The organism is Thiobacillus thiophilus (genome assembly GCF_055378705.1).
Window position 1 is genome coordinate 2,704,501 of sequence record NZ_AP042404.1, and the last position, 12,989, is coordinate 2,717,489.

General features: G+C 62.3%; 8 protein-coding genes, 1 tRNA gene and 1 pseudogene. 9 read left to right on the forward strand and 1 reads right to left on the reverse strand.

The genetic code is table 11. The annotated features are described in order from the left end of the window. Positions 1–119 precede the first annotated feature (119 nt). Positions 120–1,202, reverse strand: a pseudogene (locus ACZ41T_RS13555) (IS3 family transposase). Positions 1,203–1,622: 420 nt separating this feature from the next. On the opposite strand from ACZ41T_RS13555, the gene ACZ41T_RS13560 reads away from it, so the two are divergent. The 9 genes from ACZ41T_RS13560 to glgB all read left to right on the forward strand — a co-directional run bounded on the left by ACZ41T_RS13560 (position 1,623) and on the right by glgB (position 12,981). Continuing rightward, on the forward strand, positions 1,623–1,895 hold the full coding sequence (locus tag ACZ41T_RS13560) for a ComEA family DNA-binding protein (protein ID WP_464921906.1): 273 nt from the start codon (positions 1,623–1,625) through the stop codon (positions 1,893–1,895). A 284-nt stretch (positions 1,896–2,179) separates the two neighbouring features. After that, entirely contained in the window at positions 2,180–2,686 is a 507-nt protein-coding gene (locus ACZ41T_RS13565) for a hypothetical protein (protein WP_464921907.1), read from the forward strand. 301 nt (positions 2,687–2,987) lie between these two features. Then, positions 2,988–3,074: transfer RNA gene (locus ACZ41T_RS13570), tRNA-Leu, on the forward strand. A 358-nt stretch (positions 3,075–3,432) separates the two neighbouring features. Then, a complete protein-coding gene (gene pgi, locus ACZ41T_RS13575; RefSeq protein WP_464923983.1) occupies positions 3,433–5,034 on the forward strand; it encodes a glucose-6-phosphate isomerase in 1,602 nt (533 codons plus the stop codon). Between the two features lie 2 nt (positions 5,035–5,036). After that, complete coding sequence (gene glk, locus ACZ41T_RS13580; protein ID WP_464921908.1) at positions 5,037–6,005, forward strand: glucokinase; 969 nt, start codon at positions 5,037–5,039, stop codon at positions 6,003–6,005. Between the two features lie 52 nt (positions 6,006–6,057). After that, positions 6,058–7,377, forward strand: a complete 1,320-nt coding sequence (gene glgC, locus ACZ41T_RS13585; RefSeq protein WP_464921909.1) for a glucose-1-phosphate adenylyltransferase — start codon at positions 6,058–6,060, stop codon at positions 7,375–7,377. Then, on the forward strand, positions 7,367–9,088 hold the full coding sequence (locus ACZ41T_RS13590) for a glycoside hydrolase family 57 protein (protein WP_464921910.1): 1,722 nt from the start codon (positions 7,367–7,369) through the stop codon (positions 9,086–9,088). Before glgC ends, ACZ41T_RS13590 begins: the two co-directional genes overlap by 11 nt. Positions 9,089–9,257: 169 nt before the next feature. After that, a complete protein-coding gene (gene malQ, locus ACZ41T_RS13595; RefSeq protein WP_464921911.1) occupies positions 9,258–10,610 on the forward strand; it encodes a 4-alpha-glucanotransferase in 1,353 nt (450 codons plus the stop codon). A 163-nt stretch (positions 10,611–10,773) separates the two neighbouring features. Then, a complete protein-coding gene (gene glgB, locus ACZ41T_RS13600) occupies positions 10,774–12,981 on the forward strand; it encodes a 1,4-alpha-glucan branching protein GlgB (protein ID WP_464921912.1) in 2,208 nt (735 codons plus the stop codon). Positions 12,982–12,989: the final 8 nt, after the last annotated feature.

Below are 12,989 nucleotides of genomic sequence, written 5' to 3' on the forward strand. Positions count from 1 at the left end.
CATCAGCATAGCACAGCGCCCTTCAATGAGCGTACAGGCAGCACGGGCAAAACCAGCTGTTTTCCGGCACCGGCCCTGGGTGACCTTCCCTCGGTTTTTCGTCTTCCAACGAGCGGTGTTCATGCTACCCGTTTTTCCATCTGCTGAGCGGTCAGCCAGTCCTGCAAGAACAGTGTCGGAGATTTGTAACCGAGCGTCGAATGCAGCCGCTTCCGATTGTAAAACACCTCGATGTACCCGAAGGCCGTGGCCGTCATGCCCTCGCGCGTCGCGAAGCGCCAGCCATGCACCCGCTCGTTCTTGAAGCTGTTGAATCCGCCCTGGCTGCCCCGGTCGGAGTGGTGAAGCACACCCGGCGCTGGCTTCCTCCTGAACCACGCCATCGTCAGCACATCCGTCACGATGTCCGCCGTCATGCGCGGTTTCAGCGACCAGCCCACCCCCTCGCGGTTGAACAGATCAAGAACAACCGCCAGATACAGCCAGCCTTCGTCCGTCCACGGATAGGTGATGTCGGATGTCCAAACCTGATTAGGCGCAGCCGGTGCGAAGTTGCGATCCGGCAGGTTGGGCGCAATCGGCAGCTTATGTTTCGAGTCCGTCGTTACCTTGAATTTGCGTTTGTGACGCGCCCGGATGCCGTGCTCGCGCATCAGCCGCTCGACGCGGCCCTGCTGGCAGAGAAGCCGCGTGCGCGCAGTTCCAGGACCATTCTGGGGCTGCCATAAGCCCCCTTGAGTTCGTCGTGGATGGCGCGGATCAGCGCCAGCATCTGGGCGTCGGTCAGACGACACCGATCAGCCTTGCCGCCGCGTTTCCAGGCACGGTAGCCGCTGACGCTGACCGCCAGCACGGGGCACATTTCAGTCAAGGCGTAGTACGGGCGCCGGGTGTCGATCCAGGCATACTTCACAGCGCATCCTTTGCAAAGTATGCCGTCGCTTTTTTAAGATTTCGACCTTGCGCCGGAGCCGGATGACCTCGGCACGCGCCCGGGTCAACTCCATCTGTTCAGGCGTGACCGGCTTGGTGCCCGCCCCGTTGAGCTTGCCCGCGTCAGTGGCCTTGACCCGGTTACGCAAGGTCTGGTCAATCAACCCCAATTCACGAGCTGCAGCGCCTACTGTCAACCCGTCTTTTACCCGCTTGACCGCCAGCGCTTTGAACTCGGCGGTGTACTCTTGTTTCGGTATCTTCTTCATCTTCCCTCTTCCCAAATTAACGTCAATACTACGTCACCCCTGGAAGACGAAATTTCGGGGAAAGGTCATTCCGGTGCAGTAAATTCAGCTGAATTTCCCTGCCTATGCGGGATCAGAGGGTTTTGCAGGGCCGGCTCGATATTATGCAAACCAAACACCGCCCCGGTTGGGGAAATCGTCGCCGTACGGAGTTCAAGTCCGACAGGCTGCTAGGCGCTTACTTCACTTTTTAAATCGGGGAATCTTGTGGCAGCATTGGTTGGCGCTCATGGCGCAGCGAGATTTTAGGATTATTTGTTAAAACAAATCAATGTGATGCATCGTCCCTACAACTAAAGTTGTATAGCTCGTTTCTCTGGATGAAGATAAGTTACTGCGTGGGCGTTTGCCCACAACCAACGATCTTCATAAGGAGGCAATATGAATAAACTGTACAAGGGGTTGCTGGTATTGGCAGGGCTGATCGCGTTTCCGGTTTTTGCGGCGGTGGATATCAATACGGCCACACAATCCGAGCTTGAGGTGGTCAAAGGCCTAGGGCCGGCAAAAGCCAAGGCCATCATCACGTACCGGGAAACCAATGGCAATTTCAAGCATCTGGATGAGTTGGACAATGTGAAAGGTTTTGGCAAGGCCAGCGTCGAAAAACTGAAAGGGGAATTATCGGTTGTTCCGAAGAAAGCAAAAAAATAGTTCCGCCTGGAAATTGACTTCCGGCGTATCCCGCGGCCAGTGAAGGCTGCCGCGGGATACGCCGCATACCGGTCTCACGCGTCAATTCGATCGAATGGAACTTGCCGATATACCGGGATTGATTGCTGCATTCGGACAAGCCGGCATAGCATTTTCCAACCCGGACATGAGCCTGAGCAGCGGGGGCAAATAGAGTTGATTCAGGCGGCGCGTTGTTGGGATTTGTTAATCAGTTGAAATGAAAGAATTCAGCCCGTGCCGAGTTCAGGCGTTTGGCGGCTTCATTGTCGCTGCATTCGTGGGCAATTTTATCCATTTGTTCAAACACCGCGCTGACCACCCTGCTCAAACACGACACCCTGCCCAGCACCGATGCCGTCGGCGACTGGCTGCGTCGTACCGGTGCGGGCGCGGGGCTGAGCGGCCTTGATCGCATCAACCGGCACATCGTCGCCACCCGTATCCGCCAGACCGGCACGACCGCGCACCCGCTGGACATTGATGCCACCCAGATCAAGGAGCGCAAACTCGACTTTGGCATGCAGCGCATGCTGTGCGGTCAGTTTGCGGCGAATGCGGCGTTCTTCCGCATTGGGGTGATTGCGCACAACCTGTTTGTACCGTTCCGGCACTGCGCGCCGGATGCCGACGGTGCGTTGGCGGTTGTTTCATGCGGCGGGGAAGGTGGTTCGTCATGCCGGTGCCTGGGTGCTGAAGATCACTGTCGGGGTGATCGATCTGTTCACCGCCATCCGGGAAAAAGCTTCGCGCTGGGCGCAGCCTCGTCATAGCGCGCAAGGCGTTTGACGCCGCAAATTGCCCTTCCGCGCATCGCTGCGCGGGTACCGACTCGCCCAAAATTCATACGATCAAGCGCCCCGCAACTCGATTGACGCGATTCCACTGCTTAACGGGAACGGCTTTGCGCAGACATCCCGGTTTGCATCGCAGAATGACTCAAAAATCCGCAAAATCGGAATGCGGGGATTTCAATCGCGGAATTTGGGAGAAGACTCTGCCTTGCCGCAGCACACCCGATTCGGTGATAATGCGCGGCTTCTGTCGCCGGACGCGCTCGCGTCCGGCCCCTTTGCCGGGATGGCGGAATCGGTAGACGCAGCGGATTCAAAATCCGCCGCTGGTAACAGTGTGGGGGTTCGAGTCCCCCTCCCGGCACCAATTAATTTTTTAAGATTCTCATTCCGGGGCTATGGGCGTCCCCCTGTTTTGCGGCACTATTGGGGTGCATTGTGCGCATTTCTGCCCTACGCTTAAAGAACAGGTTTGTATTGATCAGATGTGTTCATGGCGTTGTCATCAAGGGTTCACCGGCTTTGTACAGGGTTTGTGATGGCAGGCACGGTGCCGGATGCGTGGCACAGGCGTTGCTTGATGACAGGGGGACGACGGTCAAGGCTGTTGTTGAACGGGAGTAAAAAGAATGCCGTTATCTGAAGAGACGCTTCGAGACGAGTTGGGCGGAACAGGTGCGTTGCCTTGGGCGGCCTGCCGCCTGCTGCAGGCGCACCGGTCGCAGATGGCGACGTCGCCTATGCGCGACCTGTTCGCCGCCGATCCGGCGCGCGCCGAGCGGTTTTCGCTGCAGGTGGGCGATGTGCTGCTGGACTATTCGAAGAACCGCGTCACCGACGAGACCATGACGCTGCTGGTGCGGCTGGCCGAAGAGGCGGATGTGACGGGCTGGCGCGAGCGCATGTTTGGCGGCGAGGCGATCAACAACACCGAAGGCCGTTCGGTGCTGCACGTGGCGCTGCGCAACCGCGGCAATCGCCCGATCATGGTCGACGGCGAGGACGTGATGCCGAAGGTGAACGCGGTGCTCGAAAAGATGGCCGCGTTCGCCGGGCAGGTGCGCAGCGGCGCGTGGCGCGGCTACAGCGGCGAGCGCATCACCGATGTGGTAAACATTGGAATCGGCGGTTCGGACCTGGGGCCGCAGATGGCGGTTCAGGCGCTGGCGCCTTACCGTCACCCGCAACTGAAGGTACATTTCATTTCCAATATCGACGGCGCCCACGTGAAGGAGGCGCTGGAATCGCTGAACCCCGCAACGACGCTGTTTATCGTAGCCTCGAAAACCTTCACCACGCAGGAAACGATGACCAATGCGCACCATGCACGCACCTGGTTTCTGGCGCAGGCGCGGGATGATCGTCACATTGCCGGGCATTTTGTCGCGGTGTCGACCAACCGCGAGGCGGTAACGGCATTCGGCATCGACCCCGCCAACATGTTCGAATTCTGGGACTGGGTGGGGGGGCGTTATTCGCTGTGGTCGGCGATCGGGCTGTCGGTCATGCTGGCGGTGGGGGCGGAGCACTTCGGCGAACTGCTGGACGGCGCGCACGCGATGGACGCGCACTTCCGCCAGGCGCCGCTCGACCGGAACATGCCGGTGATCCTGGCGCTGCTGGGCGTCTGGTACAACAACTTCTTCGGTGCGCAATCGCAGGCCATCCTGCCCTACGACCACGCCCTGCGCAGCCTGCCCGCCTATCTGCAGCAGGCCGACATGGAAAGCAACGGCAAGTCGGTCGACCGCGACGGCAGGGCGGTGGACTACACCACCGGCCCCATCGTCTGGGGGGCGACCGGAATCAACGGCCAGCACGCCTTCTTCCAATTGCTGCACCAGGGCACCCGGCTGGTCCCGGCCGATTTCATTGTCTCGGTCGAGGCGCATGACGATATGCAGGATCACCATGACCTCCTGCTCGCCAATTTCCTGGCGCAGACCGAGGCACTGATGCGCGGCCGCACGCGCGAGGAAACGCTGCTTGAAATGGGCTCGCTTGACGCAGGCTTGGCGCAGACCAGTCAGTTCGTGCAGCAAAAAGTGTTCGATGGTAACCATCCCAGCAATGCCATCCTGCTGCAGAAGCTGACGCCGCACGCGCTGGGCATGCTGATCGCGCTCTACGAGCACAAGATCTTCGTGCAGGGCGTGATCTGGAACCTGAATTCCTACGACCAGTGGGGGGTGGAGCTCGGCAAGCAGCTCGCCCGCCGCATCCTGCCCGAACTGCACGCCGATGCGCCGGTGGACAGCCATGACGCCTCGACCAATGCACTCATCAATCGTTGCCGGCGCGTGAGCCGGCGTACCGCTGGCCCATAGTTATGGAGCTGATTGCAGGCGACATCGGCGGAACCAAGAGCTGGCTGGCCTGGATGGCGGGCGAGACGGATGGAATGCAGCAGCTGCGTTTCGAGCAGGTGTATGCGAGCGCGGCGTTTGCGACGGCGGACGATCTGATCCGCCAGTTCATTGCCGATTCCAGGCTGACAACGGTGCCGGATCGCCTGCTGCTGGCGCTGCCGGGCCCCTTGCACGCCCAGCACAGCACGCTCACCAACCTGGACTGGACGCTCGAGGCCGCGGACATGGCGGCTTCGCTTGGCATTGCCCGCGTGCGCTTCATCAACGACTTCCAGGCGGCCGCTGCCGGGGTGGCGACGCTGACTGCCGCCGACGTGGTCGCGCTCAATCCGCAGTCGACCGAGGCGGGTGGGGTACGCGCCATCACCGGCGCCGGCACCGGGCTGGGGCTGGCCTTCATGCTGGCCGACGCCGGCGGCCGCTATCGACATTACGCCAGCGAAGGCGGGCATATCGACTTCGCGCCGGCCAATGCGCTGCAGCTGCGTCTGCTGGAACGCCTGCGCGCCGCCTATGGCCACGTGTCGTGGGAACGTGCGGTGTCGGGGCTGGCGATGAACGACCTGTATCGTTTCTGCTGCGCCGAGAAAAACACTGCGCCGCCCGACGAGCCGGTCGACGGCGCCGCGCTGGTTGCGCGCGCCGCAGCCGGCGATGCGGCGGCCGAGGCGGCGCTCGACCTGTTCATCGATCTGTATGGATCGTGGGTCGGCAATGTGGCGCTACTGCTCCAGCCGCGCGGCGGACTGTATGTCGCGGGCGGCATTGCCGTCCATCTGCAGGCACGCATGCAGTCGCCGCGTTTCATGGCCGCAGCCAGCGATAAGGGTCGCATGCGCGGCGTGGTCGAGCGCACCCCGGTTCTTCTGGTCACCAACAGCCGGCTGGGCGTCCAGGGCGCGATAGCGACCGGGTTTGCCATGTCTTGATCAATCGTATCCAATCGCATTTCATTTAAAACCAGCGCAACCAGGAGCGGGCATGACCATTTCCAAGGACGAGCAGACGCGGCTTTATCGCTATTACACCGAGCCCAAGATCGCGACCGACCTCACGCGCAGGACGCTGGCGCTGGTGCTGGCGGGCGGCGAAGGGTCGCGGCTGATGGACCTGACTGCCTGGCGCGCCAAGCCGGCGGTACCGATTGGCGGCAAGTACCGCATCATCGACTTCACGCTGTCCAACTGCGTCAACTCGGGCATCCGCCGCATCGGCGTGCTCACCCAGTACAAGTCGCATTCGCTGATCCGGCACCTGCAGCGTGCCTGGGGCTTCATGCGCGCCGAGATCGGCGAGTTTGTGGAAATCCTGCCGGCGCAGCAGCGCACCGACAAGAAAGAGTGGTACCAGGGCACCGCCGATGCGCTGTTCCAGAACATCGACATCATGCAGCGCCACCACCCGGAGTATGTGCTGGTGCTGGGCGGCGACCACGTCTACACCATGGACTACTCGGAGATGCTGCTGTATCACGTGCAGACCGGTGCAGACTTCACCGTCGGCAGCATCGAGGTGCCGGCGTCCGAGGCGAGCGCATTCGGCGTGATGACGGTCGACGAGGACATGAATATCACCGGCTTCACCGAAAAACCCGCAAACCCCGACAGCATTCCCGGCAAGCCCGGCACCACGCTGGTGTCGATGGGGATTTATATTTTCTCCAAGGACTTTCTCTACAAGACGCTGATCGCCGATGCCGGCAACCCCCATTCCGCTCATGATTTTGGCAAGAACATCATTCCCGACAGCATCGCCAATGCCCGTGCGATGGCCTTCCCTTTCCGCAACACGGAAGGCCTGCCGGCCTACTGGCGTGACGTCGGCACGCTGTTTTCCTACTGGCAGACCAATATGGAACTGTGCGCGGTCGAACCCGAGCTCAACCTGTACGACCGCGACTGGCCGATCTGGACCTACCAGCCGCAATACCCGCCCGCCAAGTTCATCCTCGACGACGAGGGACGGCGCGGCGAGGCGATCGATTCTCTGATCGCCGGCGGCTGCATCCTGTCGGGCGCACGGGTCAAGCGCTCGGTGCTGTTTTTTGCCGCCACGGTGGAAAACTACAGCCTGATCAAGGACAGCGTAATCCTGCCCAAGGTCAGCATCGGCAGCCATTGCCGCATCAACCGTGCCATCATCGACAAGGGCTGCGTCATCGAAGACGGCACGATTATCGGCGAAGACCCGGTCGAGGACGCCAAGCGCTTTCACGTGACCAAAGAAGGCATCACCCTGGTGGTCCCGGCGATGCTCGGGCAGAACCTGTACGCGAGGCTGCAGAACGACTATGACGGCTAAGTTGAACGTGGTGCTGTGCTGGCACATGCACCAGCCGTATTACCGCGAGGGCCTCAAGGGCGCCTACCACCTGCCCTGGGTGTACCTCCACGGCATCAAGGACTACAGTGACATGGCCGCGCATCTGGAGCGCTATCCCTTGATGCGCGCAGTGGTGAATTTCGCGCCGGTGCTGCTGGAGCAACTGGACGACTACGCGCAACAACTCGATGCGCTGTTAAAGCACGGCAAGCCCACCCAGGACCATATGCTGAACCTGCTGTCCGGCGTCGAGCGCATTCCGTCGGATGTCGCCAGCCGCCTGCGCATCGTTCAGGATTGTCAGCGTTGCCATGCGCCGCGCATGATCCATCCGTATCCCGCATTTCATCGTCTGTTGCGCATGATCGGGGCCAACGATGCCGCCGCCGAGGGCGGCGCCGATCTGCAGGCGCACCTGGGCTACCTGTCCGAGCAGTATTTTCTTGATCTCTTGACCTGGTACCACCTCGCCTGGCTGGGAAATTCGCTGCGTCAGCTGCCGCTGGTGCAGCGGCTGATGGCGCAGGAAAAGAGCTTTTCCGCCGCCGACCGTCATGAACTGCTGCACTTGATGCAGCACTGCATGGCCGGACTGATTCCGCGTTACCGTGCGCTCGCCGAGCGCGGCCAGGTCGAGCTGTCGATGACGCCCTACGGTCACCCCATCGTGCCGCTCTTGAACGACTTCGGCAACCTGCGCGATGCGCTGCCCGACGTTCCTGCCCCCGACGCGACCGCCTATCCGGGGGGCGCGGCGCGCTCGCGCTGGCATTTGCAGCACGGCGTCGAGGTGTTCGAGCACTACTTCGGCATCAAGCCGGTGGGCGTTTGGCTGTCCGAAGGCGGAGTGAGCGAGGATGCGCTGGCCCAGCTCGATGAAATGGGCTTCGCCTGGACCGCCTCGGGCGAGGGCGTGTGGCGCAACAGCTGCGCCAAGTCTGGCTGCCCGGTGGAAGACGGGCAAAGCAGGCGGGCGCTGTTCTCGCCGACACGTATCGATGGCTTCAAGACGCGGGTGTTTTTCCGCGACGACGGCCTGTCCGACCTGATCGGCTTCAAGTACAGCGACTGGCATGCCGACGACGCGGTGGCTGATTTCGCCCGACACCTGGAAAATATCGCCACGTTCTTCGGCAAGGAGGCCGGCCATCATGTGGTTTCGGTCATCCTCGACGGTGAAAACGCCTGGGAGTATTACCCCGCCAACGGCCACCATTTCCTGGACGCGCTCTATGCGATGCTGTCCAGCCATCCCACCCTCAAGGTCAGCACCTTCGCCGAGCAGGCCGCGCATGCGCCCGCCAGGCCCATGAAGCGGCTGGCGGCCGGCAGCTGGGTTTACGGCAATTTCTCGACCTGGATCGGATCGGAAGACAAGAACCGCGGCTGGGACTATCTGGTCGCCGCCAAACAGGCTTACGACAGCGTGGCGGCCAGCGGCAAACTGAACGCCGATCAACTCGCACTGGCCACCCGCCAGCTCGCCGTGTGCGAAGGGTCGGATTGGTTCTGGTGGTTCGGCGATTACAACCCGGCGGGCAGCGTCAGCGATTTCGAGCAACTGTATCGCACCCAGCTGCGCGAGCTGTACCGTCTGCTCGGCGTGGCGCCGCCGGCGCTGCTCGACGTGCCGGTGTCCGCCGGCGGCGGCTGGGTGGAAAACGCCGGCACCATGCGCAGGAACGCCTGATGAATGGAGTAAAAACCTTTATCCGCGAAGGACGCGAAGAGACGCGAAGAAAAGCAAACGTTTGTGTTTGTTTGTGCCTGCGCGGCAACCGGTGTGAAAGCACATGGCCATGTTCGGGTTTGCTTCGCGCTTCTTTGCGTCCTTCGCGGATCGCCTTTGGATTCCCCGAATGAACTTCGACACCCATCGCGCCGGCCTGCTGCTGCATCCGACCTCGCTGCCTTCCGGCACCCTGGCCGATGCCGAGCGCTGGCTGGATTTCCTGCAGGCAGCGGGCTTCGGCGTGTGGCAGATGCTGCCGTTGGGGATTCCGCTCACCGGCTTGTCGCCCTATCAGTGCGCGTCGGCCTTTGCGGTCAATCCCGGGCTGTTTCCCGCGGCGCCGGTCGACATGCAAGGCTTTGCCGACTGGCGCCGCCGGCAGACGCACTGGCTGGAGGATTTTGCGCGCTTCATGGTGATCAAGGCCGAGCAGGACGGCGCATCCTGGACCGACTGGCCGGCAGCGCTGCGCGACCGCGATGCGCAGACGCTGGCCGAGTTCGACGCTGCCCACGCCGACAAGCTGGAAGCGGTGATGGTCGAACAGTACGGCGCGGCCATGCAATGGCGGCACATTCACGCGCACGCGGCGGCGCACGGCATCCAGTTGTTCGGCGACATGCCGATTTTCGTCGCCCACGACAGTGCGGACGTGTGGGCGCAACGCGGCTTGTTCCTGCTGGATGACGTGGGGCATCCCGCGGTGGTGACCGGGGTGCCGCCGGACTACTTTTCCGAAACCGGGCAGCGCTGGGGCAACCCGCACTACAACTGGGCGGCGATGCAGGCCGACGGCTTTTCCTGGTGGCGGGCGCGGCTCGCCGCGCATTTCGAGTGGTTCGACCTGGTGCGCATCGATCACTTCCGCGGGCTGGTGGCAGCCTGGGTGATCCCCGCCCATGAACCCACCGCCATCCACGGCGAGTGGGTCGAGGCGCCGGGTGCGGCGCTACTGCAGGCAATTGCCGACGAAATGGGCGAGTTGCCGTTGGTGGCCGAGGATCTCGGTATCATCACCCCGGAGGTCACCGCGCTGCGCCACCGGTTTGGCTTGCCCGGCATGGTTGTGCTGCAATTCGCGTTCGACCACCATGCCGACAACCCGCACAAGCCCGAAAACGTGCACCCCGACACCGTCTATTATACCGGCACCCACGACAACGACACCACACTGGGCTGGTGGCGCGCGCTGCCCGGCGAGGCGCGTCAGGAGGTGATGCGGCAACTAAACGTCGACGATCCCGATGCGGTGCCGGATGCGATGATCGACACGGTGCTGAAAAGCCGTGCTGCGCTGGCGATTCTGCCGCTGCAGGATGTGCTGCGGCTGGGCTCCGAGGCGCGCATGAACACGCCGGGCACCGACAACGGCAACTGGGCCTGGCGGTTTGCCTGGGAAGTGCTGTCGCCCGATCTGGCATCAAGTTTGCTGGAACACTTACAGAAAGCCCATCGATGCGAGAATCAGCCCCGCTCATGAACATGAAAACACCCGTTTCACTACCGAGGCACAGAGGACACGGAGGAAAAACAAGCACTCGCCTTGCTTCCTGGACTTGGCCGTTTGTTGTTCGCGATCGGTTCGAGCCCCTATTGTTTTGCCTTTTACTGTGTCTCTGTGCCTCTGCGGGGAAGGCGCTGGTATGAAAACGTCCCCGCAAGCCCCGCTCGGCGCCAGCCTACCCGAGATCGCTCCGCCGATCCTGCGCGTGCAGACCGGCACGCATCACGATCCGTTCGAGGTGCTGGGTGTGCATCCCCAGCCCGACGGCAGCACTCTGATCCGCGCTTTTCTTCCCGCCGCCGAAGCGGTCGAGGTAGCGGGCGGGCGCATGACCCGGGTAGCCGGTACCGACTGTTTCGAGCGGCTGCTGCAGGCGGGCGCGGCGGTCGAGCCGCATCCGGTCCTGCGCTGGCAGGACAAGGGCGCGGGCGACTGGCACACCATGCAATGCCCCTACAGCTTCGATCCGCAGCTGGGCGAAATGGACCTCTACCTGCTCGGCGAGGGGCGCCATCTCGAAGCCTGGAAAGTGCTCGGCGCGCGCCTGAAGACCATCGATGGCGTCGACGGCTGCCTGTTTGCCGTGTGGGCGCCCGCGGTGCAGCGCGTCAGCGTGATCGGCGACTTCAACGAATGGGATGGCCGCCGCCACCCGATGCGCTGCCGCGGCACCTCGGGTATGTGGGAATTATTCATCCCCGGCCTCGCCGCCGGACCGGCCTACAAATACGAAATTCTCGGCAGGCACGGCCAGTTGGTGAGAAAGACCGACCCGTATGCGCGGCAGATGTTTCTACGCCCCGAGACCACCAGCCGTGTGCCTGACGAAACGGCGCATGCCTGGGGAGACGGCGACTGGATGGCGGCCCGCGCGCATTTCGACTGGCAGCATCGGCCGATCAGCATCTACGAGCTGCACCCCGGCTCCTGGCGGCGCCACGATGACGGCAGTTTCTATACCTGGGACGAACTTACCGCCGAACTGATCTCTTACGTACTGGATCTCGGCTATACCCATATCGAACTGATGCCGGTAGCCGAGCACCCGCTCGACGCATCGTGGGGCTATCAGGTATCGGGCTACTACGCGCCGACGGCACGCTTCGGTTCGCCGGACGATTTTCGCGCCTTTGTCGATGCCTGCCACCAGGCCGACATCGGCGTGCTGCTCGACTGGGTGCCGGCACATTTCCCCAAGGACGACTGGGCGCTGGCGCGCTTCACCGGCGAACCGGTGTACGAGCATGCCGATCCGCGCCGTGGCGAGCATCAGGAATGGGGCACGTTGGTGTTCGATTTTGGCCGCAATGAGGTGCGCAATTTCCTGGTCGCCAACGCGCTGTACTGGCTGGATGAGTTCCACATCGACGGCCTGCGCGTCGACGCCGTCGCCTCGATGCTCTACCTCGACTACTCGCGCAAGCCGGGCGAATGGCTGCCGAACCAGTACGGTGGGCGCGAGAATATCGAGGCGGTTCATTTTCTGCGCGAAATGAATACCGAGGTGCACGGCCGCTTTCCCGGCGTGCTCACCATCGCCGAGGAATCGACCGCCTGGCCGGCGGTGTCGCGCCCGATCGAACTCGGCGGTCTCGGTTTTTCGATGAAGTGGAACATGGGCTGGATGAACGACAGCCTCAATTACATCGGAAAGGAGCCGATCTACCGCAAGTACCTGCACAACCAGCTGACCTTCAGCCAGATGTATGCGTGGACCGAGAATTTCGTGCTGCCGCTGTCGCACGATGAGGTGGTACACGGGAAGAGAAGCATGCTCGACAAGATGCCGGGCGACACCTGGCAGCGCTTCGCCAACCTGCGCCTGTTCTATGCCTGGCATTACGCGCATCCGGGCAAGAAACTGCTGTTTATGGGCGGGGAATTCGGCCAGTGGACCGAATGGAACGAAGCCCGCCAGATTGACTGGGCGCTGCTCGACTTCCCCGCGCATGACGGCATCCGCACGCTGCTGCGCGATTTCAACCATCTGTACCGTAACGAGCCGGCGCTGCATGACTACGACTTCGACCCGCGCGGGTTTCGCTGGATCGACTGCCACGACGCCGACCAGTCGGTGCTGAGCTTCGTGCGCCAGGGACAGGACGCATCCGCGCAGCTGGTGGCGCTGTTCAATTTCACCCCGGTGCCGCGCCGTGCTTATCGCATCGGCGTGCCGTCGGGCGCCGCGTGGTGCGAGATATTGAACACCGACTCGACGTATTACGGCGGCAGCAACCTCGGCAACAGCCAGCCGCTTTATCCGCAGAACCTGCCGTGGATGGGGTACGACTATTCCGTCGAGGTGACGCTGCCGCCGTTGGGTGCGATCATCCTGAAACCATGTTGAAAAGCAAG

Bases quoted from the DNA above. Each gene is read 5' to 3' on its own strand.
- glk (WP_464921908.1), top strand. From the start codon at position 5,037: ATGGAGCTGATTGCAGGCGACATCGGCGGAACCAAGAGCTGGCTGGCC.
- ACZ41T_RS13590 (WP_464921910.1), top strand. From the start codon at position 7,367: ATGACGGCTAAGTTGAACGTGGTGCTGTGCTGGCACATGCACCAGCCG.
- glgB (WP_464921912.1), top strand. From the start codon at position 10,774: ATGAAAACGTCCCCGCAAGCCCCGCTCGGCGCCAGCCTACCCGAGATC.
- malQ (WP_464921911.1), top strand. From the start codon at position 9,258: ATGAACTTCGACACCCATCGCGCCGGCCTGCTGCTGCATCCGACCTCG.
- pgi (WP_464923983.1), top strand. From the start codon at position 3,433: ATGGCGACGTCGCCTATGCGCGACCTGTTCGCCGCCGATCCGGCGCGC.
- ACZ41T_RS13560 (WP_464921906.1), top strand. From the start codon at position 1,623: ATGAATAAACTGTACAAGGGGTTGCTGGTATTGGCAGGGCTGATCGCG.
- glgC (WP_464921909.1), top strand. From the start codon at position 6,058: ATGACCATTTCCAAGGACGAGCAGACGCGGCTTTATCGCTATTACACC.